This window comes from Gluconobacter albidus, assembly GCF_002723915.1.
Taxonomy (GTDB): domain Bacteria; phylum Pseudomonadota; class Alphaproteobacteria; order Acetobacterales; family Acetobacteraceae; genus Gluconobacter; species Gluconobacter albidus.
On the sequence record NZ_BEWL01000006.1, the window covers coordinates 153,583 to 176,704 of the forward strand.

Below are 23,122 nucleotides of genomic sequence, written 5' to 3' on the forward strand. Positions count from 1 at the left end.
CGTCAGCCCCAGATGTCCGCTCCAATCAACATCGCCAGTTTGAGCGCCAGGTGGTCCTTGACCTCCTGCGGCTGCCGCCTGTGCAGGGCGCCCCAGATCTGGGCATCCCGACACAGTGCGACGGCAAGGTGCGGCGTGTCCGCATCGATCTCGAATTGTGGTGTCCGGGGCGCGTCTCCTTCCATCGTGGTTGCTCCTTCTCTGCTCGCTGACACGGCAGAGAATGGAGAAACCCGTGTCCAAAATACCGGAAAAGTATTCCGCCAGATTGGAAAACCGCATGACCGCCTCTCCTGAGAGCGTGACCCGCGATGCCCAGTCGATGGCCCGAACCCTTTCTCAGACGTTCGGCCCCGGCCTGTGCGTCAAGGAAGTCCTGCACCGCCTCGCTCGGCTGCTGAAGATCACGGAACGTCAGGCCAAGTCCCTGTTTTACGGGGAGTGGGAGAGGCTGCCGGCCTACGTCTATCTGCGGCTGACCGAGGCATACCGAAGCAACCTAGAGCGCGCTGCACGACAGGCAGAGCACAGAGCCGCCATCTACCGCGCTCTTAGCCATGAATGGGATGAACTATGCGCACAGGATACCTACGCCTGCGCATTAACTGCCTCCGATGGAGAGCAGAATATGCGATCCGTGCAGCCATTGCCCTCAAGCATCTTGGAGACCGCCTCACGGCCATCGCAGACCGGCTCGAGCGCCGCATAGCAGATATCGGGGGACAGCCATGACGGTGTACCTTGCTCAAGGCAAAGAAACTGGGCTTGTGAAGATCGGATACTCTCGTCAGACGTGCGAGCGCATTCGGCGGTTATCTTCGACCGGCTCTGATGAGTTGAAGCTGCTGCGAGCCGTCCCTGGAAATCGAATTCTTGAGCAGTGGTTTCATGCCCAATTCAAGGAGAACCGCTGTCATGGGGAGTGGTTCAAGTACTCGCCGCTCATGGAAACGGTGAAAATTCCTGATGGGCTAGAAGTAGACAAGACCACAAAATCGGCAATTCAGGGCCATGGAATAAATATTCAGCAGCGTATCTACGAGGCGATATCTGATGAATATGCAGACTTGCGCAAAGCAAGTGATCGCATCGCTAAGGATGCATGCACTTTGCCGCGCACTGCCAAGAACTGGCTCGCGCAAACCAATATGCCAAACGCTGATTCGGTCATCCAATTAATGGCTGCGAATGAGGCTTTTGCCACTTCAATTCTTGAATTGGTGGATGACGTCCGCGCTGCACGAAAGGAACTCCGGAAATGACGCTCAACAACTCCCAGGCCCGCCTCTTCTCTTTCGTGCAGCGTATCGAAACGCTTTTGGAAGAACGCAAGGGGATCAACGAAGGCATCTCGGATATCAAGACTGAGGCCAAGTCGGCAGGCTTCGATAACAAGGTCATTATGCAGATGATCCGTGAGCGCGCCATGTCCCAGGCCGAGCGTGAAGAATGGCAGTCTCTCTGCGAGCTGTATCGGGCCACGCTTGGTATGCTGGACGGGACGCCGATGAGCGATAACGCTCGCCGGCACATGTCCCGCGACGAAAAGGATGACCGGGAAGCTGGCGTCGATGACATGTTCGACCCGACACCGGAGCCCGAACCGGCAGCATCTCCGGCCGAGGCGCGAGGCCAGGGCGCGGAAGCCTTTCGATCGGGCAAGCGCGTCACCGAAAATCCTTTCCCTGCTGGTGATCCGGCCCGTGCGTCTTGGGATGAAGGTTGGTGCTCGGAGGCTGGCAGCGACGGCATGGACATTCCTCCTGAGTGGCGCCGCTCACCGAAAAAGGCTGAGAAAGGGGACGAGGCATGAGACGCGAGCAGCACATGCAGCCGACAAGGATCCAGCGGAAACCCGCAGAGGATCCGATTGAGCGTCTGAAGGCATGCCTCGGAAAGACTGCTGACGTTCGGTCTCCCAAAGATGCGGAAGAACCCATCCTCGACGCCTCGGTCCGCGCATCTCTCTTCCAGTGGATGGCAGAGATCCGCGCGGCCGAGGAACTCAAATCGGTTGGCGTAAAGCCTCGAACCAATGCGTTACTCTTTGGCCCGCCTGGCTGCGGCAAGACGACGCTGGCCCATCACTTTGCGGCGCGTCTGGGCTTGCCGATGGTCGTTGTGGGGTCTGAGCATCTGATCGCCGGTATTCTTGGTGCGAGTGGTCAGAACGTGGCCAAGCTGTTCGACGGACTTGCTGCCGCTGAAACGCCTGTCGTGCTGTTCATGGATGAAGTGGAGGCCGTCGGCGCAAGCCGCTCAGGTCGAACAGGTGGCCAGTGCGACGATGAGAAGAACAGCGCTCTGACCGTCCTTCTCCGAAAGATGGAAGAGTTCAATGTCGGCTACTTCATGGCTGCCACGAACCTGCCCGATGGTATCGACCCGGCCTTCTGGCGTCGGTTCAATATGCAGATCGGCATTGCCTTGCCGGGCTTCCAGGAGCGCTTCGCCATCATCAAGCGTTACGGGATGCCGTTCGCTTTTGATGATGATGACCTCGACCTTCTTGCCGAAGCCACTGATGGCGCTTCTCCCGCGCTCCTGCGGGAGTTGATGGAAGGCGTGAAGCGGACACTCGTGGTGCGGCCGCGCATGAATCTGCCGATCGATGACCCCTGCACGATCTTCGCGTCGGTGCTTTCGGCGACCATGCCGCCTCCCGAGATGGAAGTGCCGAAGCTCTGGCGGAATGCCGATACCGTCAAAGGCCTCAGCGCAATGTCCTGGCCTCCCCAGAGAATGGGAGATCAGGCATGAATGCACACATTGAAGACCGCCTGCACCGGCATATCTGGAACGCTCTCCAGTTCATCCTGCCCGTGGGGGCGGTCCCCCAATCTTTCGAGAACCGCCAGAACGGAGTCAGAGAGGGCGCGCGTCGAAAGGCGCGCGGTTGCCTCCCAGGCTGGCCGGATCTCGGCATCGTCTGGAATGAGCGGACCTACTACATCGAGCTCAAGGCGCCGAAAGGGCGCCTGTCTCCGGAGCAGAAGGCGAAGCATGCTGAGCTTCGCGCGGCTGGCGCAAAGGTTGGCGTCTGCCGGTCTCTCGATGAGGTTATCGATTTCCTGCGCTCAGTCGGCATGTCAGTGCGCGCAGAGGTGATGGCATGAGCATTCCTGAACCAATGACGCCAAACGATTGCGATTTGCGCGGATTGCCATTCATGCAGTTGGACGTGGTTCGTTTGATCGATAGCGATCTTTTTGCGCTCTCGACTGGTGAAGAATTCAAGGCGGCTGTTGCACTCTGGTGCAAGAGTTGGCTGCAAGTTCCTGCGGCAAGCCTGCCGGATGATGATCGCGTTCTCGCGCATTTATCAGCCGCTGGATCACGCTGGAAAAAGGTAAAATCCCTTGCTTTGCGCGGGTGGATCAAGTGTGCGGACGGCCGCCTGTACCATCCCACGGTAGCGGAGAAAGCGCTCCACGCATGGAAAGCCCGCACTGCTCAGCGCGAGCGCGCGGCAAAGCGCTGGCAGAAAAAAGACGAGGATACTGGCAATGCCACGGCATCGGAAAACGACATGCCACGGCATAGCGACGGCACGTCCCACGGCAATGCCTTAGAGAGGGAGAGGGAGAGGGAGAGTAAAAAGAAAGAAACACTCACTTCGTTCGTGCCGCCGGCCGAGCCGTCGGCGTCCGAAGTCGAGCCGGCAGAGACCGTCGCTGAGACCCTCCCTGCCCGTCCATCGCCGCCCGATGCCCGGACTGCGCTGTTCCAGCTCGGGCTCAAGGCCGTTCGCGGCCTGACCGGGAAATCCGAGGCGCAGTCTCGGAGCCTGATCGGGAAATGGCTCAAGGCCTGCGGCGACGACGCCTCGATCCTGAACCGGGTCATCCTCGATGCCGCCGATCTGCGACCGGCTGAGCCAGTGGCATGGATCGAAGCCGCTGTTGGGCAGCACAGCGGTCGATCGCCCCGAGATGCCGAACGCACTCGAAACAAGGCCGCATGGCTCGAAGGCGAAATGCTGGAAGGATTTTGATCATGAACCAGATCGTTCACCGCACATCCGCCGTTGCTTCGAAGCGCCCCGACGCGGAATACACCCCGGCAAGCGGCGACATCCGGGCCCTGATCTCGGCCAAGCGCGAAGGGTATCTCTGGCGCAGTGACCTGACTTCCGATCGGATCGTAGCCGTGCGCCAGCAACTCGCAGCAGCCGAGGCGGCCGCCATGCCATGCCCGTTGCTCGGCGTGAAGACTTGGCTCGGCCACTTGGCGCAGTTCGTCACCAATGCCCCCGCTCCGGAAGCGCGATCAGCTCAGGCGGCGATCTTCGCTGAGGTTTGTTCGGACATTCCGGTTGGCGCCTGGACGCCTCAGACCCGCATCGCATGGACCCGGCAGCCTGACCGCAACGGCTATCCCGTCGGCTCTCGCTGGCCCGCACCGGGCGAGCTCTACGCGCATCTCCGGTCCTATGCCGAGCAGATCCGGAGCGAGGTCACTGGCCTGCGGGAAATCCTCGCCATGGCTGAAAAGCCGGGTGCGCCGGAACGCAAGCGGCCTGATGCTTCGGAACTGGCCCGTGCCGGTGCTCTGGCCGATGCCGTGATCCGGGAATTGAAAGCCGCAACTGCCGAGGGGATGAACCCGTGACCGACCAATCCAACAACTGGCCTGACTGCATCGGCGAACATGCGGCGGGACTGGCCCAGCCCAGGAATTGGGCAGCAGCCTGTGCAGCCACTCAGGCGCGGCTTGGATGCGATATCGGCACTCACGGTCGCGCCTTGCTCGCAGACATGCGCGGAGAGGTATCACCGTTGATCGCTGAGTGCGGTGCGGAATGTCAGACCATACACAATGAGATGGAAACGTCTGGCGGGGATGGCAATGCCTCTGCGTCTTTGTTCGATAATTGTGGAACAATAAACACCGAGGGCGATCTCGGGTTGAGTGGGGAGTGAGGGGGATGGATCATGCTTCCCTTTGCACGATCGCGGCACACTGGCTCAAACGATCGACGCAAAAGCGCGGTATGGGTTGCCAAGTGTCATTCATCGAACCTCGGATCAGCTTCATGAGGGGCGAAAGCCCGGACGCTATCGGCTACCGCGTTTCAGACATGATTAACGGCGGTTCAACTATCGTGGAATGCAAGGTTAGTCGATCAGACTTCCTCGCTGACCGCAAAAAGCCTCACCGCCAGACTGGCGGCATGGGGAAGTGGCGATACTTCATGTGCCCGGAAGGACTGATTTCTCCGGACGAACTGCCAGACAAGTGGGGGCTCTTGCACGTTGGCGCCCGCAATTGTGTTACGCCTTTGGCTGGACCAGCATTCATCAAACCCGCATGGGGATCGGCTTATGAGAACGCACTGGCAGACTATGCGCATGAGCATGACACCTTCCGCGAAACGCTGATGCTGGCCAATCTCCTGCATCGTCTTGGCGACCCGGGCGCGATGAATACCCGTCTGCGCACGGCGGAAGGAACGGTCCGCGCTCAGATGGCAGAGATTTATGACCTACGGAAAGAAGTGCGTGATATGCGCCAAGAAAAATGGCTCAAGCGAGTGGAAGAAATGTCAAAATTGGAGACGACGGCATGACCCGCTTCTGGTGGCTGAACCCTTGGGCGGGGGTGCAGAGATTCTAGTGGCAATTGCATTTTTAAAGCAGGCCCGCAGATTATCTAACAACCTGCAGAAAATTTTTTGGCCTGCTAAAATGTTGACGGCCTATTACGACTTCACTTCGAATGAGGGAGCGTGGGGGATGATATTTGTGGTGGAGGCATTACCTTAGCTACAAGATTTGGAATTGGCTCCGCAACAAGCTCCGAGGCTTCATGAAAAGCAACGATAATAGAGCCCGCGCAAAGCAATACAGCCAGCCAGTCATTCCATCCTGCGCAATTAGAAGGAGCAGCGGCCGTATTGCTCTGCGCAGGCTCATCGGACTGAATTGGGAGGTGTGAGATCTGAATTGGTTCGTATGGCCGTGTCTCATAGCGGTAAAATAAAAATAGTGAACCCATGGATATGAAGTAAAAAATCGAAATAATTAAGCTATGTTTAAGACTCACAGATCTAGATATACTAGATATATATAACCCTAGACCATACACCATTGCAGCAAACACTAAACATATTGAAAATATTTTATATATACGCCCATTATTATCAAGTTTTTTCGACCGTTCCCAGCAGTCACTTCCAGCATAATACACCAAAGCAGTGGGTCCAATAACTCCCGAAATTATTGCTCCAAGATGCAGAGAATTTTCGTAAATCGAATGAAATGTTGTGCCGATGCTCATTGCCCGCCCTTATCTTTGTTATTCATTACATATCCATATCTTTTTCGTTGTACAAATTTCTTCTCTTACTAACATTCCCCAATGCCCAGACCCGCTAAATCCCGCGCCGGACTCGGCGACACCATCTGCCGACTTTCCACTCCAAAAAACGGCATTCATTCCAGACAAAGCTAAGATTTTCGATCGTCAGCGTAAGGCTGTTGATTTCTTCATGGTGGTATCCCGTTACCGGTTTTGCTTGTACTGATCGGGGGCTGATGATAGGTTGGGGTTATGACAAAAGCCCCTCAGAGCAGCGGCCTTCAGCGAAAAAAAATGCCTGTTGGCCGACCATTCAAAAAAGGGCAAAGCGGCAACCCCGGAGGAACTCCAAAAGACCTCCGCGAAGTCATTGCCCTCGCTCGCTCTCACACCGTCACTGCCATCGAAGCGCTGGCGGAAATTGCGGGCAGTCCCGCCTCTCCTGAAAGTGCCCGTGTATCCGCTGCCAATGCTCTGCTTGATCGGGCATGGGGCAAAGCGAAAGAGACTGTCGAGATCAGCGGACAGGATGGCGCCCCGCTCGGCCTTGTCGTGACCGTGGTTCGACCGAGTGAGTGAGGTCCAGTTCCCTGAGAGCCTCGCCTTCCTGTTCGAGCCTGCGCGCTACAAGGTCGCGTATGGTGGCCGAGGGTCGGGCAAGTCTTGGGGCATGGCGCTGGCTCTGCTGATTCAAGGTGCTGAGAAACCGATCCGCGTTCTGTGTGCGCGTGAGTTTCAGAAGTCCATTTCTGACTCTGTTCACTCGCTGCTAGCTGACCATATTGCGCGTAATCCCGCCCTGGCGAGTTTCTACACGGTCCAGAACACTACGATCATCGGGCGCAACGGGACGGAGTTCATCTTCGCAGGCCTTCGCCATAACATCGCATCGATCAAGTCCATCGAAGGTATAGACCGCTGCTGGATCGAAGAAGCTCAGACGATCACCAAGGGTAGCCTCGACGTCCTTATCCCGACGATCCGTAAGGAAGGCTCTGAGATCTGGCTTGGCTTCAACCCAGAGCTTGCTGAGGATGAGGTCTATCGACGGTTCGTTCTGAACCCACCGCGCAATGCCATTGTTCGGAAGGTGAACTGGGATCAGAACCCGTTCTTCCCTACTGTGCTGCGCGAAGAAATGGAGCAGCTCAAGGCCACGGATTACGATGCCTGGCTGAACGTCTGGCAAGGCAATCCGAAGCAGGTTCTTGAGGGCGCGATCTATGCGAGCGAGATACGGCAGGCCACAGACGAGCAGCGCATCTGCCGCGTGGAATATGACCCGTCTGCACCTGTCTTCACGGCTTGGGATCTGGGATGGTCAGACATGACCAGCATTTGGTTCTGGCAGAAGATTGGTTTCGATATCCGAGTGATCGACTTCTATCAGAACCGGATGGAGGGGCTTGATCATTACGTCAGTGTGCTGGAAAGGCGCGGCTACAAGTACGAACGGCATTTCCTTCCACATGACGCCAATCAAGGGCAGTTGTCAGCAGCCGGTAAGACGATTGCGGCCCAACTGCGCGCGCGCTCCATGCCGATCACAGTTCTTCCTCAGCTCCCTATTTCAGCCGGAATAAGCGCGGCTCGAACTCTGTTCCCTCGCGTGTGGTTTGATGAGCAAGCTACAGCGGACGGAATGAACGCGCTGCGGCGTTATCGCTATGACGTGGACCAGCAGACGGGGCAGTTCAGCAAGAAGCCGCTGCACGATGATGCGTCCCACGGGGCCGACGCATTCCGTCAGTTGGCAGTGGCGATCAATGACCCGAAACCACGAGCAGAACGCAAACCGATCGCGCGTCCATCGTTTATAGGAAATTCTGGCGGATGGATGGGAATGTAATCGTCTTAGCCTATTAAATTTGGTTGTACTGACGGAATCTCATGTGGTAATTAAATACCTCATGAGCGCACGCCTCCAAGAAACAAATGACGTTCTCCACGAAGTCCAAGAGCGGTTTGAAGCAGCTCGCGATTTCGAGGCTCAGTGGCGCAAGCGTGCGCTTGAGGATCTGCGGTTCTTCCATGCGGATGCTTACAATCACGCGCAATGGGACAGTGCCGTTTATCAGGCGCGTTCCGGCACGTTTGGTGGCTCCCCTCGCCCATGTCTGACGATCAACAAAGTTCAGCAGCACGTCTTCCAAATCGAGAACGACGCGCGGCAGTCGCAAATGGGCATGAAGGTCAATGCGACCGGCTTTGGCTCGACCGAAAAAGCCGCTGACGTGATCGAAGGCATTATTCGCCATATCGAGTACCAGTCGAATGCTCAGCAGAACGCCTATAACTGCGCCATTCAAGGGCAGGTTCGCCAAGGCATGGGCTGGGTCCATGTCGTCACAGACTACGTGCGTGGGCAAGACAGCTTCGACCAAGACTTCTTCATCAAGTCCGTGCCTGATCCGCGATCTGTTTATTCAGACCCCAACACGCAAGAGCCCGATCACTCGGATATGCAGTGGGCGATGATCGTTGAGGAAATGCCGCGCGCTGAGTTCGAGCGGCTGTATCCCGGGCATGACGACATCAAGGGCGCTCCGCTCTCCATCGCGACGGACAGCGATGACCGGACGGATGCGATCGAGCGCGATGTTGTGCGGGTGTCTCGCTACTATCGAAAGAGCGAAGAGAAAGACACGCTCTGGGCCTGTCCGATCCCGCGGCCGGATGGCTCCGTCGTCACGCAGCCGATGCGCGAGAGCGAGATGCCGCCTGAAATGGTGGAAATGTGCCGGGGGTTGAAGGCGCAGTCACGTTCCATCACGCGCCCGCAGGTTGAGTTCTTCTTGATCGCAGGGAATGAGGTCATTTCTTCCGGCCTGACCGTGTTCCAGCATATTCCGTTGGTGCCGTTCGTCGGCGTCGAAAGCGTGATCGATGGCCGCCTTGACCGCTGTGGCTTGGTCCGCTCCCTCATCGATCCACAGCGCATGTTCAACTACAGCGCGTCGGCGTTCGTGGAGAGTATCGCCATACAGACGAAATCGCCCTGGCTGGTCGATGAGCGGTCTATTGAGGGCTACGAGAACCAGTGGGCCAACGCGAACACGTCCAATCAGGCATGGTTGCCGTATCGCTCCATAGATCCGGATACATCAGAAGCATTGCAGCCACCGCAGCGTCTTGACCCTCCGACCGGCAGCACGGGCCACATGCAGGCCATGCAGAACGCCGATCTGCAAATGCAGATGGTCACGGGTCAATATCAGGCTGAGATGGGCGCGCCGGGGAATGAGCGATCAGGCCGCGCCATTAACGAACGCCAGCGACAATCCGACACAGCGAACTATCATTACACCGACAATCAGGGCATGGCGCTCCGTCTCTTGGGCCGCATCCTGATTGCCGCCATTCCGCTTGTGTACGACACGGCCCGCGCTGTTCAGGTCCTCGGTATGGATGGCCAGCAGTCGAGCGCGATTATTGATCCGCAATCACCTCAGGCCGCTCAGGTTGTTCTGCCGCCCGGGCCAGATGGGCAGCCCACTCAACCCCAGCAGAACCTGACATTCGAGCAGCAGCTTGCACAGGCCGGCGCGATCCTTGCGGTCAACCCGACGATTGGGCGCTATGATGTCGAAGCAGACGTTGGCCCCGCCTTTGCAACGCGTCGGCAGGACACGTTCAATTCCCTGATGCAGGTGTTGCAGGCTAATCCCGCCATCATGGGGCAGATCGGGGATCTGTTCTTCAAGGCTGCGGACTTCCCGCTTGCTGATGAGATCGCTGATCGCCTCAAACCCGCATCTGATGATCCGCGTCTTGGACAGGCGGAGCAGATGATCCAGCAATTGCAGGGTCAGTTGCAGCAGCTCACGCAGAGGCTGAACGACAAGCAGCAGGACTTCGATCTGCGGGCCAGCAAACAGCGACACGAGCAGGTCATTGACCTGATGGACGCGCATTCCGACCGCGACAAGGCCGACACGGACCGCATGGCCGCTCTTGGCTCCATTGCACCAGACGAGCTTAAGCCAGTGCTGGCCGCACTCGTCCGGCAGGTCCTTCAGGAGCAGGGCTATCACGGCCCCGCAGCACAGCCGAACGCAGCGCCAGAAGACCTGCGCCGCCTTCCCTCCACCAATCCCCCGGGCGGCCCTATCCACGCCCCCAATCCAGTGACAGGAGCCGTTGACGCATGAGCAAGACCGAACGACTGAAGAACGAAATCCGAGAAGAAGCGCATACGGATCGAGTCAAAGCCAGAGTGGAAGAACGGCGCCAGTTTTCTGTTGATCGAGCTTTAGAGCTGTTCCGACAGAACGACTGGTGTGGTGGCGTGGATGAATTGATCAAAGCGGCGCAGTGCATCGAAATCTATCTGGAGACCGGCAAGTGAGCGACACCATCGAAGCCCCCGTTGTCGAGACGAACGACGCTCCTGCTGACCGTTTTGCGGGCGTGGATTTCGGCAGCGAGACGAAGACCGACGCGCCAACCCTGCCCGCGGAGCTGCCAGGGGGTGAACAGTCGAAGCCTGAGCCGGAAGAAAAAGCCGAGCCTCAAGAGCCGACCTGGTACGTCAAGCGCATCGGCAGCGTCACGGCTAAGCGTAAAGAGGCCGAGGAACGCGCATCCCGCGCCGAGCAGGAGCTTGCAGAATACAAGCGCGCCCTCGCCGCCTCTCGCGGTGAAGAAGAGCGCCCACCAGAGTTAACGCCTGACCAGATCCGTCAGCAGGAGCGTGATGGCTTTGCACGTCAGCAAGCGCAGCAAGCCGAAGCGCAGGAGTTTGGCACAGCAACGCAGCGGGTCGCGCAATCCCTGACGGAAATACATGGAACGGGCGCGATCCAAACAGCTACGAAGTCCCTTGTTGAGCGCGCCGGTCTCGACTTCGATAATAAGTCACACCAGCAGATCATTCGCGACATATCGGAGTTGCCGAACAGTGGCGCGGTGTATTATGCTCTCGCCAACGATCCAGATGCCGCAAGTGAACTACTCGAAGCTCCCGAGCGCAAGCAGTTCGCCATGCTCCAGAGGTTTGCTGACAAGGTGCCCGCAAAGGAACAGGAACAGGCTGCACAACCTGCTCCTCGGACCGCACCGGCCATCTCGAGAGCGCCACCTCCTGTCGCTGCAACGTCTGGTTCTGGACGGGCGACCTCAAGCCGCTCGATTTATGATGGCGATCTCAGCATGGAAGACTACATCAAGCTGAGATCCAAGAAGTAAGCCGAAGGGCTCTAAGCTGGCGTTTCCCGGTGTCACATAACCGGGCGCTGACTGGCGCGATAGCCACGGGTGGTTTCCGGTCGTAACCGGCACACGTTCTGGCAATGCCGAGAGCGGGTCATGAGGCGCAAGAGCGCCATGTGTGAAAGCCCTACCCGTGGCAAACAATCTGATCAACAACAGCATGATCACGCGCGAAGCGCTCATGCTCCGCCGTAACACCAACGATTTCATTCAGAACGTCTCGCGCGAATATCAGGATCAGTTCGCGCAGCGTGGCGCCAAGATTGGCGACACGATCAACGTCCGCCTGCCGAACGATTATGTCGTTCAGGACGGCCCGACCGTGAACCCGGAAGCGACCGCTGAGCGCTCAATTCCGCTGACGATCAACTTCCGCAAGAACGTCCCGATGTCCTTCTCCACGCAGGAGCGGACCTTGAACATGGACGATTTCTCGGGCCGCTACATCGCGCCTGCGGTGAACGCTCTCGTCGGTCAGGTCGCATCTGACGCCATGACGCTCGCTCTTCAGGCGTCGAACATGGTGGTCAATACCGACGACAACGGCAATCTGATCGCGCCCTCCTCGCAGACGTGGCTTCAGGCCAAAGCAATCCTGACGGCATGCAACGCGCCGCTTGATGACCGCTTCGCCGTTCTGGACCCTATGACCGACGCCAACACGGTTTCGGGTATGATGGGCATGTTCAACCCTGGCAATACTGTCTCCCGGCAGACGACTGATGGCCAGATGGGCTCCAAGATCCTTGGCGTTCGAGAATGGATGCAGGACCAGACCGTCACGATCAGCCAGACTGGCTCGTATGACGGAAAGGCCACGGCGACGGGCACATACGGCAACTACACACCGAATGGCGCGCCCGTTACGACGATCTCGTCCAGCGCATCCCCGCATTCGTCCGTTCTGACTGTCTCCGCCATCAACGGCACGCTCAAGGCGGGCGACATCATCACGATTGCCGGTGTGAACCGCATCAATCGCATCAATAAGAAGAGCCTGCACATTCCGCAGCAGTTCGTTGTTCTGGCTGATTGCGCGTCGGATGCAACGTCGATCCCGCTCTCTCCGGCGATCATCCCGCCCGGTGCGAATGGTCCGGTCCCGTATCAGACCGTTGACGCAGCTCCTGCTGCTGATGCGGCCATTACGCTCGTGGCCCCGGCAAACTCCATCATTCGCCGCAACATGCTCTACAGCAAGCGGGCTATGACGCTCGCGACTGTTGATCTGGAAATGGTGGACCGTGGTGTTGTGGACTGCGGCCGCGCATCGCTCGACGGCATTAGCCTGCGTACGCTGACGTACTACAACGGCTCGGATGATACCCGCGCAACGCGTCTCGACGTGCTGTACGGTATCGGAATGCTGCGCCCTGACTGGGCCGTCATCGTGCCTGAGCTGGTCGGCTAATGAAGCACTACCCGCGCACTCTCCTTGATCCAAACGGCTACACGACAGTGACTGTCCAGAACGAGGAACAGGAGGCGCGGGTTCGTGCCCGTTTTGCGGGGCAATCTGAACCGGAAGGCAAAGACGCTCCGCCCAAGCCCGTTATGAGACGCAAAGGGCGTACCCCCAATGTCAGGAAGTCTTAACGGGACGCCCGGAGCTTCAGGCTACCTCGTTTCCGATCTTATCAGCATGTCCCTTCGTCAGATTGGCATAGGCGCAATGGGCACAACCGCCAGCGCTCCCGATCTCAGTGACGGTGTCATGCATCTGAACATGATGTTGGCCCAGTGGCAGCGGAAACGCTGGCTGGTACCCAACCTCATCGATCGGGCGTTCATGTCGACTGGCAAAAGCGTCTATTACGTTGGGCCTGGTGGCGACCTCGATATTCCGGTACGGCCAGACAAGATCGAAGCGGCTTATGCGCGCTTGCTGAATGGCGCCCCACAATCCGTAAGTGGGCAGTTTAGTCAATCAGACTTCGACGGAGATTTTCTCGTTTCTGAAGACGGTCTGAATGCAGGCGTCCAGCCCATCGATTACGGCTTAGAAATCATCCAGTCCTACGAGGATTATGCTGGTCTCGGCCTCAAGGCACTCAGATCATGGCCCAACTACGCCTATTATAATCCCGCGTTTCCAATGGGTGAGTTCAGACCCTGGCCTATTTCTGCGCCAGATATTTGGGAATTCCATATCGTCTTCAAGTCTCCTTTGCCTTCAAGTGTCGCGCTCACGGACGCCATTAATCTGCCTCCTGAATATTGGGACGCGATTATGTGGACGCTCGCGGCGAGAATGGCTCCGTCTTATGGGCAGGAAGCCAGTCCGACAGTGGTAGCGAATGCCAAAGCTGCACTCACCACGATCAGAGCGTCAAACACTCAAGTACCGACGCTCGGGATGCCCTCAATCCTCACTCCAATCAACAATCCATTTTATTGGCCCGGTCTGGAGATCCAGAGACTATGACACTCCCCGCTCTGGAGAAGATTGTATCTCTTCCGTCGCTAAAATCCTTCCTAAACGTTCTGCTGCAAAATGCTCCCGATGGGGTATTGTCTGCTCCCGGAGTGGCGTTTGCGAATGACCAATCATCTGGTTTGTGCCGGAACGAAGATGGCTCGATTTCCATAGTCAGCCAGGGCAAGTCGTCGCTTCAGATCAATGCCGACGGCAGCTTGAGCGCGCTTGTCCCGTCTCTGGGGCTGAACGTCACCCTGGCCGGCAAGATGAAGCAGCTTGTCATGGTGACAGACTTCGGTGTCGTGCATGACCCGAACGGAGAGAATGTCACCGCAAATTCGATCGCTTATCTCAGCGCCATCACCATGACCAGCGGGCAGGCGCGACTTCATCACCCACAGAATATCACCGCCGTGCTGAACCCCATGATCTTCAAGGTTCCGATCCATCTGGAACTGGCGGGGACAATCATGCTGGCACGCGACACGAACGCCTCCATCATCGAGCTTCAATCCAGTAACATTGTGATTGATGGCCTTGGGACTGGTATTCTTGATGGCAATCGTACCGGACAGGTTGGTGGTGTAGGCACTGCTCTGGCAGGTATAACGGCAAACTGCACAACTACCAGCGCCGCAATGCCCCTGCCTCCTGCCGACCCCATTGCGATCAGCAGTATCCGCATCCGAAATTTGAAAATCAAAAGCGTCTTCAACTGGCCGATCAGTCTGGGGTTTATTTCTGACTGCCGGGTGGAGGGCTGCACGTTCTATGACAGCATGTCATCTCCACAGTTTATTTTCAGCGCAGACAACTGCTGGTTTAATCACAACCACGTCTACGATATCACAGACGGTGGCTTTGTTTTTTATCAGGGCAATCGTCACTGCGGAGCGACCGGAAACATTATCCATGACTGTCATGACGGTATTGGCGTGTACTGCGACAACGACCAGATGTCGGCAGATATGTTCGTCACTATCCAAGGCAATATTGTCTACAATAACCGGGACAGTGGGATCGGCCTCACGACTGGCGGAAGCAATCCCGTATTGCTCCAGCAGCGGGTCATTGTGGCTGGAAATATTCTTGCCAACAACAATACGGGTGGCCGTAGCGGGGGTGGTTCCATTGGCATTGTTGGCGCTCAGGGCGTATTGATCGATGGAAATATGATCTTTGGCGACGGGTCTAACGGCACCGGAACAGACCCGTCTTATTCAATTTTCGTAGATGGTGTTTCGTCGTTTGTGACGATCCAGAACAACATCATTGGCGATTGTGGAAGTGCCAGCGCGTTGGGTGTTGGCATCTGGCTTGCATCTCCCAACAACTGTTCAGTCATTAATAACGGCTTCTACTGCACCCAAGGTGCCAGTGGCGTCATGAAGGCGGGTATCGGTGGCGGCTTTGGGGCTGCTGGTATCTATCGTGACAACTACACGATGGGCGCAATCAACGGCTATCTGGACCAGGTCAATAAGCCTGCCGATCTGCTGATGCAGCAACGTCAGAGTAATGGGTCTCTGGCTATTTCCAATGGCATCGAGGTCACATCGGGCGACCTGATTGTGGATCAAGGTCGCATTGCCTTTTCGAATTTTTATGCCGCCACGGCTCAGGGAGCGAACCAGTCTGGAGCGCAAGCCTTTAACCAGCAAATGGTCATCGTCACTGTAGGCGCTTCCGGTGCTGGCGTTATACCGGATATCGACATCCCAAATGGCGCACCGGTTCTGATTTTCAATCGAACTGGCAACAGCATCAAGATTTATCCCAACACAAATGGACAGATCGAAGGGCTTGGCGAGGACAACCCGCTTTCTCTGGCAAACACACAGTGCCTGATGATGTTCAAACAGCCATCTACGACATACACGGGTGGCCAGTGGTGGACGACGCTCATGCCAGCGGGAACAGGCAGCTGATATGGCGCGGATCAACCTTGGAGGCGGCTCATATCTAGCGGCCAGCGCATCGGTTTCGGCGCAGCGTTGCCTGAACCTGTACGCTGAGCCATTGCCGCAGGTGCAGGAAGAGCCGATCCAGTTTGCCTATTACCCGACACCCGGTATGCGCCCGGTCTATCGCGACACCACGCCTGCCCCTGTTCGTTGTCTCTATACGACCAGTCAGGGCGATCTGGTGGCCGTAATCGGTGGCAATGTCGTGCGCATCAACGCAGGCGGGTCTGCAACTTTTATCGGCAACATCGATGACGGCGTGACACAGGTCCGCATGATCGATAATGGGCTGACGCTGTTCATCGTGGATGGAACCGAGCGCGGGGGGTGGTACTGCTCCATGCCGCCCGGCCCCGGTGAGGCGTTTGGATTTCTAACCAAGATCAGTGACACAGCTTTTTATGGCAGCGTGACGATTGGCGTGCTGGACCAGTTCTTCCTGTTCGTTCAGCCTCGGTCCCGGCACTGGTACACATCGCCGTCTGACTTTACGGATGAGGCCACGACACCCTTCGATAGCCTCTATATCGCCAGCAAGACGAGTTACCCTGATCAGATCGTCGGGCTTGCCGTGGTGGCGCAGTCCATCTGGATCTTTGGAAGGCAAACGACAGAAGTCTGGTACAATTCCGGTGCGTCTGACTTCCCGTTCCAGCGCAATCCGTCCGTGGTTGGCCTACACGGGTGCCTGTCTGCGGCTTCCATCGCTCACACGTTCGGGGCTGTCTACTGGCTCGGCCGCGATACGGCTGGTCAGGCGCGGGTCTTCGAAGGGCAGGCGAACACAGCTGAGGCTGTCAGTTCGTTCCCGATTACCCAGGCGCTGCAAACCTATGGCGATCTGTCAGACGCGATCGGACACACCTATCAGCAGGGCGGTCATCGGTTCTACGTCCTGACGCTGCCCCGCGTCGGCAAGACATGGGTGTTCGATGCGGACACGCGCCTGTGGCACGAGCGGTGTGGTCTGGATGCAGACGGAAACGAAACGCGCATCCGGGCCAACTGCTGGGCTGGAGCTTATGGCCGGGTCTATTGCGGCGACTGGAAGAACGGCACGATCTATGAGGTCTCGCCCGATTGTCTGGACGACGCTGGCACACCGATCAAACGCCAGCGAGCTTTCCCTCACCTGCTGACGGCCGGCACGCGCGGCATTCACCGCCAGTTTATGCTCGACATGCAGAACGGATCGGGCATCACAGTCGATGTGGACTGGTCGGACGACCGGGGCGCGACGTTCTGCACGCCGCAGCCCCTCCCCTTGGGCACAAGCGGCAACGTCTGGCCGAGTATCTGGCGACTGGGGCTGGCGCGTGATCGCGTGTATCGCATCACCTGGACGGGGCCGGCCCATACGGCCCTCATGGGCGCGTTCATCAACGTGGATCCGGTGAAGACATGAGCGGCACGACAAAAGCAGCGAATTACCAGATCGGATTTCCTCAGGGGCCCCTGTCCGTCAACGGCGTGATGACGTCGGAATGGCAGCGGTTCTTTCTGTGGATGTTCAATCGGACGGGCTCGTCCCAGGGCATCGACGGCGCTTACGTGGCGGGACAGTCGAGCCAGAACGCATCTGATATCGCAGCCCTGACCCTTCTGGCCAAGGAAGCCCTGCAGGACGCACAGCTTGCCCTTGCCGACGCCTTGGCTATCCGTGCCGAAGCTAGAAAAGCGTTGGAAACTGCGGAGGATTTGGCTATCATGCGTGTTACGACGTGCAATGCACGAGACGGGTCATTCCTGAATGAAAGCATGGTCCTCCCGACCATGATCTGACATGGCCGTCTCTCCGCAATCGCTTTGTCCCGGAACAACCCTGACAGCTTCTGACGCCACGATCGTCACCGGAGCCTCCGGCACAACTGTTCTGACGTCTTCCACATTCGCCAATCCGACCACGGCAGCGGCCACACTGACGATCAAGCTGACGCGCTCTGGCGGTGCCGCTATTACGCTCGTGCCCGGACGGTCTGTTGCGGCCGCTTCAACGGTCCAGCCTCCGGAGCTGTCCGGACTGATCCTCTCGGCGAACGATACCCTCACGGCCTCTGGTGATGGCATCGCGGCCGTAGTGAACGGGTATGTCGCCTCGTGATGACCGATGCTGAAATCCTCGGCGCACAGGCGCCCAAACACGCCGTGATCTACCGGGATGGTGATGCGGTGGGTATGCTTCTGCCCATCACGACGTCTGTCTGGGAAGTCCATTGCGGCGCGGCCTCGGCCATGCGGGGTAAGGCTGCCCTTGCCGCCTTCCGGCGCCTGCTGTCCGAGTTCTGGTTCGATCACCCCGAGGTTCAGGAGCTGATTGGGGTTATGAAATCAGAGCACCTCTGCGCTCGCTACAATGCCGCTCGCCTTGGGTTTGAGCGCGTCAATACAAGCCCGATTGCATGGCCAGACGGGACGGTTCGCGAAACTGCCGATTACAGGATGAAACGCCCATGATCCGCCATCCCGCTGCCCCGTGCGACTATCGGCCTGGGGTCTGTTTCGATATTGGCGCGGCGGTTGGTGGCGCCGCTCAGGCTGCCGGAACTGCTGCCGCGACCGCCATGCAGGTCAATGCTGAAAAGCAGGCACGGCAGACCGCCATCAATACGGCGAACAGCGTAGCGCCAACGATCACGAACAGTGCGACCACGGCAAACGCCCTGCTCGATCCATATGCCTCGACCGGCACGAACGCGATCAACAGCCTGTCGAATGGTCTGACGGAGAATTATCTTCAGAGCACGCCCGGCTATCAGTTTACGCTGAACCAAGGTGAACAGGCCGCGACCAACAGCGCGGCGGCGCGTGGTCTGGCAGACAGCGGCGCGGCGCTCAAGGGCGCCTCCACTTACGCGACCGGGCTCGCTGACAGCACGTATCAGAACCAGTTCAACGACACGAACGCCTTGGCGCAGGAGGGCTACAACGCCCTTGGGCAGCAGGGCAACAATACCATGACCGCGGCGAACAATGCTGGTCAGATCAAGATGGAAGGCGCGAACGGGGCCATGGCCACAACCGTTGGTGCGGGGAATGCCTTGGCGAGTGGATTAAGCTCGATCGGCAATACGGCCAGCCAGTACAGCCTTTACAACGCCCTTCTGGGTGGAGGTAGCAGCGCACAAGACGGGAACTGGTCAGAGGGTAAAGCCGCAACAGGCGAAAGCGACTGGAGTTCTCAGTATGGCTAATTTCGACACAAACGCCCTCATGCCGACGTCCCTTCCTCAGCAGACGAACCCGCTTGAGTTCGCGTCTCAGGCCATTGGCGTGCGCAATGCCCTGCTCGGCAACAAGATCCAGCAGGCGCGATATGATGCCGATATGGCGCAGGGGAACGCCCTGCTCGGCGCGACAGGGGCGGACGGGAAAACTGATTACGCCAAGGCCCGGGCGGCTATGGCTGCCGATCCGGCTGCTGCCTATGGCGCCGCGCAGGCTATGCGGGAACAGAACGCCTCCCGGCAGGAAGATGTGCTCAATCAGGACGCGCAGCTTTCATTCCAGGAGCATGCCCGCAACGCCGTTGCTGGAGCATTTATCCGAGCGGCTGAAAATCCGACCAACGCCAATATTCAAGGTGCTGGAGCCTTTATCGCGCATCTGACGCCGGGAGCCCGCGACCAGATTGCCAGCACAACCAAAGACCTCCTGTCACTCCCGACAGCCGAGCAGCGATCCGAGGCTATTAAGACACTCGCAACGTCCACCCTTCCCGGCCATGACCAGATTGCCCAGACGTTCGGTACGCCAACGAGCGTGGACGACGGCCAGACGATCCAGACGGGAACGCAGGCCTCCGGCATGGGCGGCGGGGCGTTCACTCCTGCGTCTGGCGTGCAGCGGCAAATTTCGCCCGAAACCAATTCGTCTCCCATCGACATCGTGAACCCAGACGGCTCGCATAGCATCCTGCGCCGCGATCAGGTGGTCGGTGGCACGCAAGGGCGCCCGACCGTACCGCCTGAGGTTATGGGGTCAGGACGGTATCCGGCAGCGCAGCCTGCAAATCCGGGGTATCAGTCTGCTCCAGCAGCGGGCCAGACAGCAGCCCTCACCGAAACTGCGCAGGCAGGAGCGCAGGGTGCCAATGCTCTCATGCAGGCATCTGCGAACCGGAACGACCGGATGGCTGCACTCGGCAATATGTCGTCTGACCTTGAAGGCTTCACGTCCGGCCCCGGCAGCGAGCGCATCCGGCATTTTGCATCCGTCTTTGACAACTGGACGGGGGATGACTGGAAAAGCAACGAAATCGAAAGTGCCCAGTCCTTCAATAAATGGGCCCAGAACCTAGCCAACGCTCAGTCTCAGGCGCTTGGATCAGGTACCGACAGCAAGCTTGCGGCCGCTGTGCATGCCAGCCCGAACAGCGCACTTCAGGGTTCCACAAACCGACTGATGATCCACCAACTCATGGGCAACGAGGACGCCATCAATGCCAAGGCGCAAGCTTGGAAAGCCTCGGGGATGCAGCCTGCGCAGTTCCAGCAGTGGAACCAGCAGTTCAGCCAGAGTTTTGATCCGCGCGCCTATCAGCTTCTTCGGATGACACCAGACGAGCGCAAGACAGTGTTCGACGGCATGAAGAAGTCAGGCCAGATCGAAGAGTTCAAGAAGAACTACAACGCAATGGCAGCGGCCGGGCTGGTACCAAGTGGCGAGCGTTGATCAGGTCTATGAGGACGCCGGGAAATACTGGAACGTAGACCCGAACGTCCTGCGTGCGGTTCACCAGGTCGAGGATCCGAAGAACGATCCGAAGGCCCGGTCTCGTGCTGGGGCCATCGGGCACATGCAGTTCATGCCGGATACGGCCCGTAGCCTCGGCATCGATCCGACTGACCCGGTTCAGTCAATCTATGGCGCGGCACGCCTGCTGGACGAAAACCTGAAGCGATACGGCAATCTCCCGGATGCACTCCGGGCCTACAATGGCGGAACTGACCGCACCAAATGGGGGAATTCTGAAACCATGGCATATCCCGGCAAGGTTGCGGCCAGCTATCAGCCACCTCAGAAGCAGCAGAATACCGCCGCTGACACAGATGCCTTTGCCTCGACGTTTGGAAGCAGCCTTGGCGATAGTTCTCCCGCGGCGGACAAGCCGAGCTCAGGAAACGCCTTTGATGCCATGTTCGGACACGAGGACGGCGAGAGCACGGCCCAGAAGCCCGAACTCTCCCGCGCCGAAAAGGCGTGGACCCTCGTCAACGACACGGTGAACTCGGCAGGACGAGAGATTGACCGGACATTCGGTGTTGGCGTCCCTCACCTCGTGAGCTGGGCCACGTCTCTCGGGCATCACATGGACAATCCGGTTTCCGAGACCGCTCGGAGGGCTGGTGATTGGGTCGCCTCGAAAGAAGATGCAGACGAGGCAGCGCGTAAAGACGACTACGGTGCGCCCTATACCGATGCGGCCGGGACGATGCTCGGCGCTGGACTGGCGACCGGTCTGGGTGGTCGTATCGTTCGTCCGGCTGCCGCTGTTCTGGACGGCACGCGCGGCGGCCGAATTGTCGCTAACGCCCTGACTGGTGAAGGGCCGGCCGCCATGCGGTACGCCAATAATGCCCTTGTAGCAGGAACACAGACCGGTCTGGCGGGTGGCGATGCAAAGGATGCTGCGGCACTCGCCCTCGGCCTTGGTGCGGCGGGTAAGCTGGGCGGAAAAGTGCTGTCACCAGTTACAGACCGGCTTTCCGCAAGTATGCGCCGAGCCATCGATTATCTGGATCCTGAAGGCGCGACTGCGCATGCTGACTCGGAAACTCCCCCGGGAGTGCGGACAGCTGGTGCGACGGCCGATCCGGCCCCAATCAGCACTTCCGCACAGAAGGCTGAGGAGAAGGCCCAGATCAAGGCAATCTCCAAGGTCGGCGCATTTAGTGACCCAGAGAAAGCCGCAGATGCAATCGTGAAGGCGTTCACCAGCAAGGATGGCACGCGCCTTTATCAGGCCCAGACGCCGGGAGTGTTCCAGACCTCAGCCGTTCGAACGCAAGACCCGAAGATGGCCGGGCTGGAGAACAACCTGCGCGACCTCTATCCGGATGCCTTCCGCACGCTTGATAGCGCGAATGACCATGCTTACACGCAGCACCTGCGGGAGGTGATTGGTACGCCAGAGCAAATCCACAACCTCGAAGCCGAGCGATCCGCGTTTGAAGAAGCGCAGCGCACCAAGGCTTTCGAGAACGAAGAAGCCGTGCCAGTGGGCGCGCTCCATGCAACGCTGGATAGCCATATCGCGGCAAACAAAGGGAACGATCCGGTTCGGCAGGCCATCATAAAGGCCAAGAAGGCCCTTCAGGATGTGACTTTTGCCAAGGAAAACCCTTCCCCCACGCACAGCCTCTGGAACGAGCCAGAGGACCCGGTGCGTTGGGCCAAGCCGTCCGACCTGTGGAATGTTCGAAAGGCGATCGGGTATGGCCTTCAGAAGGCAGCAGCTGGCGAGGATGCGAACATGCGTGCGGCGGCTGCTCGCCTGTCTCCATTCATGGATGACCTTGCCAACCACATCGACCAGGGCGCGCCCGGCTTCCACGATTACCTTGAGGGATATTCCCGCCGTTCGGGCAACATCGACAGCCTGCGCTTTCTCCAGTCGCGTGGCCTGACCCAGCCATCCACAAACGCCCCGACAGGCGAGAGCGTGAATTACACGGCGCTAAAAAACCTGTTCAAGCAGATCGACAAAAACGAGGTTTCGGTTGCGACCAAGGGAACGGACGCCATCACGCCGGAGCAGGAAGCGCGCCTTCGGACTGTCTTCCGCGACATGCAGGCAGAGCGGACGATGCGCGATGCGGCCCGATCCAATGGATCGAACACGTTCAAGAATGCCATGCAGCAGCGCCAGAAGGAAATCCGGGGTGGACACTTCGGAGGTGTGGCCAGCACGCTCGGAGGCCTACTTGGGGCGCAGGAGGGCGGCTTGATGACCGGTGGCGTCACGGGTGCGGCGCTTCATGCTGGCAATGCACTGATCGGGCATGCTCTGGCCAACCGGCGCCTAACCAAGATGGAGCAGACGGACCAGGCCGTCATCAACCACCTGCTTGGTCAGTCGCGGTAATTGAACCTGACGCCATTCAAAAGCCGATCCGCCTTCTCAGCGCGGTATCGGCGGATGGCGTAGGGGGCGAAGGACAGGGCGATCAAGACGCAAGCCACCGTATAATCGTAGGCTGGTTGGCTTGTAATTGGACCTGGCTCATTT

Annotated in this window: 25 protein-coding genes; 24 read left to right on the forward strand and 1 reads right to left on the reverse strand. The window is 58.4% G+C overall.

Annotation, left to right across the window (positions count from 1 at the left end):
* Positions 1-2 precede the first annotated feature (2 nt).
* On the reverse strand, positions 3-185 hold the full coding sequence (locus tag GAL01_RS09150; RefSeq protein WP_062027767.1) for a hypothetical protein: 183 nt from the start codon (positions 183-185) through the stop codon (positions 3-5).
* A 50-nt stretch (positions 186-235) separates the two neighbouring features.
* Between GAL01_RS09150 and GAL01_RS15455 the strand changes: the two genes are divergently transcribed.
* The 24 genes from GAL01_RS15455 to GAL01_RS09260 all read left to right on the forward strand — a co-directional run bounded on the left by GAL01_RS15455 (position 236) and on the right by GAL01_RS09260 (position 22,978).
* Positions 236-709, forward strand: a complete 474-nt coding sequence (locus GAL01_RS15455; protein ID WP_145995615.1) for a hypothetical protein — start codon at positions 236-238, stop codon at positions 707-709.
* A 19-nt stretch (positions 710-728) separates the two neighbouring features.
* Positions 729-1,262, forward strand: coding sequence for a GIY-YIG nuclease family protein (locus GAL01_RS09155; RefSeq protein WP_062027764.1), 534 nt, complete (start codon positions 729-731; stop codon positions 1,260-1,262).
* Complete coding sequence (locus GAL01_RS09160) at positions 1,259-1,813, forward strand: DUF2312 domain-containing protein (RefSeq protein WP_082790619.1); 555 nt, start codon at positions 1,259-1,261, stop codon at positions 1,811-1,813. The genes GAL01_RS09155 and GAL01_RS09160 overlap by 4 nt, the downstream gene beginning before the upstream one ends.
* Entirely contained in the window at positions 1,810-2,760 is a 951-nt protein-coding gene (locus tag GAL01_RS09165) for an ATP-binding protein (protein ID WP_082790618.1), read from the forward strand. Before GAL01_RS09160 ends, GAL01_RS09165 begins: the two co-directional genes overlap by 4 nt.
* The gene (locus GAL01_RS09170) at positions 2,757-3,116 is read left to right on the forward strand and encodes a VRR-NUC domain-containing protein (protein WP_062027758.1); all 360 of its coding nucleotides are present in this window, start codon (positions 2,757-2,759) and stop codon (positions 3,114-3,116) included. The genes GAL01_RS09165 and GAL01_RS09170 overlap by 4 nt, the downstream gene beginning before the upstream one ends.
* Positions 3,113-3,994 (forward strand): DUF1376 domain-containing protein, encoded by an 882-nt coding sequence (locus GAL01_RS09175; RefSeq protein ID WP_082790617.1) that lies wholly within the window; start codon positions 3,113-3,115, stop codon positions 3,992-3,994. Before GAL01_RS09170 ends, GAL01_RS09175 begins: the two co-directional genes overlap by 4 nt.
* 2 nt (positions 3,995-3,996) lie before the next feature.
* Entirely contained in the window at positions 3,997-4,611 is a 615-nt protein-coding gene (locus GAL01_RS09180; RefSeq protein WP_062027755.1) for a hypothetical protein, read from the forward strand.
* Positions 4,608-4,922: a hypothetical protein gene (locus tag GAL01_RS15460; RefSeq protein ID WP_145995616.1), complete on the forward strand. Its 315-nt coding sequence runs from the start codon at positions 4,608-4,610 to the stop codon at positions 4,920-4,922. The genes GAL01_RS09180 and GAL01_RS15460 overlap by 4 nt, the downstream gene beginning before the upstream one ends.
* A 5-nt stretch (positions 4,923-4,927) precedes the next feature.
* Entirely contained in the window at positions 4,928-5,569 is a 642-nt protein-coding gene (locus GAL01_RS15465) for an adenylosuccinate synthase (RefSeq protein ID WP_145995617.1), read from the forward strand.
* A gap of 983 nt (positions 5,570-6,552) precedes the next feature.
* Entirely contained in the window at positions 6,553-6,879 is a 327-nt protein-coding gene (locus tag GAL01_RS09190) for a DUF5681 domain-containing protein (RefSeq protein WP_211505752.1), read from the forward strand.
* Complete coding sequence (locus GAL01_RS09195; RefSeq protein ID WP_062027749.1) at positions 6,872-8,149, forward strand: PBSX family phage terminase large subunit; 1,278 nt, start codon at positions 6,872-6,874, stop codon at positions 8,147-8,149. Before GAL01_RS09190 ends, GAL01_RS09195 begins: the two co-directional genes overlap by 8 nt.
* 61 nt (positions 8,150-8,210) lie before the next feature.
* The gene (locus tag GAL01_RS09200) at positions 8,211-10,451 is read left to right on the forward strand and encodes a portal protein (RefSeq protein ID WP_062027747.1); all 2,241 of its coding nucleotides are present in this window, start codon (positions 8,211-8,213) and stop codon (positions 10,449-10,451) included.
* Complete coding sequence (locus GAL01_RS09205) at positions 10,448-10,648, forward strand: hypothetical protein (RefSeq protein ID WP_062027745.1); 201 nt, start codon at positions 10,448-10,450, stop codon at positions 10,646-10,648. The genes GAL01_RS09200 and GAL01_RS09205 overlap by 4 nt, the downstream gene beginning before the upstream one ends.
* Positions 10,645-11,487: a hypothetical protein gene (locus tag GAL01_RS09210; protein WP_099253206.1), complete on the forward strand. Its 843-nt coding sequence runs from the start codon at positions 10,645-10,647 to the stop codon at positions 11,485-11,487. Before GAL01_RS09205 ends, GAL01_RS09210 begins: the two co-directional genes overlap by 4 nt.
* Before the next feature lie 157 nt (positions 11,488-11,644).
* Entirely contained in the window at positions 11,645-12,922 is a 1,278-nt protein-coding gene (locus GAL01_RS09215) for a P22 phage major capsid protein family protein (protein ID WP_062027365.1), read from the forward strand.
* 231 nt (positions 12,923-13,153) lie between these two features.
* Positions 13,154-13,936 carry a hypothetical protein gene (locus tag GAL01_RS09220; protein WP_062027368.1) on the forward strand — a complete coding sequence of 261 codons (783 nt, stop codon included), beginning with the start codon at positions 13,154-13,156 and terminating at the stop codon, positions 13,934-13,936.
* A complete protein-coding gene (locus GAL01_RS09225) occupies positions 13,933-15,858 on the forward strand; it encodes a right-handed parallel beta-helix repeat-containing protein (RefSeq protein ID WP_082790600.1) in 1,926 nt (641 codons plus the stop codon). Before GAL01_RS09220 ends, GAL01_RS09225 begins: the two co-directional genes overlap by 4 nt.
* Position 15,859: 1 nt before the next feature.
* A complete protein-coding gene (locus GAL01_RS09230) occupies positions 15,860-17,299 on the forward strand; it encodes a hypothetical protein (protein ID WP_062027372.1) in 1,440 nt (479 codons plus the stop codon).
* Positions 17,296-17,676 carry a hypothetical protein gene (locus tag GAL01_RS09235; protein ID WP_062027379.1) on the forward strand — a complete coding sequence of 127 codons (381 nt, stop codon included), beginning with the start codon at positions 17,296-17,298 and terminating at the stop codon, positions 17,674-17,676. The genes GAL01_RS09230 and GAL01_RS09235 overlap by 4 nt, the downstream gene beginning before the upstream one ends.
* A 1-nt stretch (position 17,677) precedes the next feature.
* Positions 17,678-17,995, forward strand: coding sequence for a hypothetical protein (locus GAL01_RS09240; protein ID WP_062027381.1), 318 nt, complete (start codon positions 17,678-17,680; stop codon positions 17,993-17,995).
* Positions 17,995-18,348, forward strand: a complete 354-nt coding sequence (locus GAL01_RS09245) for a hypothetical protein (RefSeq protein ID WP_062027383.1) — start codon at positions 17,995-17,997, stop codon at positions 18,346-18,348. The genes GAL01_RS09240 and GAL01_RS09245 overlap by 1 nt, the downstream gene beginning before the upstream one ends.
* Positions 18,345-19,085, forward strand: coding sequence for a hypothetical protein (locus GAL01_RS09250; RefSeq protein ID WP_062027385.1), 741 nt, complete (start codon positions 18,345-18,347; stop codon positions 19,083-19,085). The genes GAL01_RS09245 and GAL01_RS09250 overlap by 4 nt, the downstream gene beginning before the upstream one ends.
* A complete protein-coding gene (locus GAL01_RS09255; protein WP_062027387.1) occupies positions 19,078-20,565 on the forward strand; it encodes a hypothetical protein in 1,488 nt (495 codons plus the stop codon). Before GAL01_RS09250 ends, GAL01_RS09255 begins: the two co-directional genes overlap by 8 nt.
* The gene (locus GAL01_RS09260) at positions 20,552-22,978 is read left to right on the forward strand and encodes a lytic transglycosylase domain-containing protein (RefSeq protein ID WP_062027389.1); all 2,427 of its coding nucleotides are present in this window, start codon (positions 20,552-20,554) and stop codon (positions 22,976-22,978) included. Before GAL01_RS09255 ends, GAL01_RS09260 begins: the two co-directional genes overlap by 14 nt.
* Positions 22,979-23,122: the final 144 nt, after the last annotated feature.

Coding starts and splice junctions, on each gene's coding strand:
- GAL01_RS09150 (WP_062027767.1), bottom strand. CDS start 185: ATGGAAGGAGACGCGCCCCGGACACCACAATTCGAGATCGATGCGGAC.
- GAL01_RS09155 (WP_062027764.1), top strand. CDS start 729: ATGACGGTGTACCTTGCTCAAGGCAAAGAAACTGGGCTTGTGAAGATC.
- GAL01_RS09160 (WP_082790619.1), top strand. CDS start 1,259: ATGACGCTCAACAACTCCCAGGCCCGCCTCTTCTCTTTCGTGCAGCGT.
- GAL01_RS09165 (WP_082790618.1), top strand. CDS start 1,810: ATGAGACGCGAGCAGCACATGCAGCCGACAAGGATCCAGCGGAAACCC.
- GAL01_RS09170 (WP_062027758.1), top strand. CDS start 2,757: ATGAATGCACACATTGAAGACCGCCTGCACCGGCATATCTGGAACGCT.
- GAL01_RS09175 (WP_082790617.1), top strand. CDS start 3,113: ATGAGCATTCCTGAACCAATGACGCCAAACGATTGCGATTTGCGCGGA.
- GAL01_RS09180 (WP_062027755.1), top strand. CDS start 3,997: ATGAACCAGATCGTTCACCGCACATCCGCCGTTGCTTCGAAGCGCCCC.
- GAL01_RS15465 (WP_145995617.1), top strand. CDS start 4,928: ATGGATCATGCTTCCCTTTGCACGATCGCGGCACACTGGCTCAAACGA.
- GAL01_RS09190 (WP_211505752.1), top strand. CDS start 6,553: ATGACAAAAGCCCCTCAGAGCAGCGGCCTTCAGCGAAAAAAAATGCCT.
- GAL01_RS09200 (WP_062027747.1), top strand. CDS start 8,211: ATGAGCGCACGCCTCCAAGAAACAAATGACGTTCTCCACGAAGTCCAA.
- GAL01_RS09205 (WP_062027745.1), top strand. CDS start 10,448: ATGAGCAAGACCGAACGACTGAAGAACGAAATCCGAGAAGAAGCGCAT.
- GAL01_RS09220 (WP_062027368.1), top strand. CDS start 13,154: ATGTCCCTTCGTCAGATTGGCATAGGCGCAATGGGCACAACCGCCAGC.
- GAL01_RS09225 (WP_082790600.1), top strand. CDS start 13,933: ATGACACTCCCCGCTCTGGAGAAGATTGTATCTCTTCCGTCGCTAAAA.
- GAL01_RS09230 (WP_062027372.1), top strand. CDS start 15,860: ATGGCGCGGATCAACCTTGGAGGCGGCTCATATCTAGCGGCCAGCGCA.
- GAL01_RS09235 (WP_062027379.1), top strand. CDS start 17,296: ATGAGCGGCACGACAAAAGCAGCGAATTACCAGATCGGATTTCCTCAG.
- GAL01_RS09240 (WP_062027381.1), top strand. CDS start 17,678: ATGGCCGTCTCTCCGCAATCGCTTTGTCCCGGAACAACCCTGACAGCT.
- GAL01_RS09245 (WP_062027383.1), top strand. CDS start 17,995: ATGACCGATGCTGAAATCCTCGGCGCACAGGCGCCCAAACACGCCGTG.
- GAL01_RS09250 (WP_062027385.1), top strand. CDS start 18,345: ATGATCCGCCATCCCGCTGCCCCGTGCGACTATCGGCCTGGGGTCTGT.
- GAL01_RS09255 (WP_062027387.1), top strand. CDS start 19,078: ATGGCTAATTTCGACACAAACGCCCTCATGCCGACGTCCCTTCCTCAG.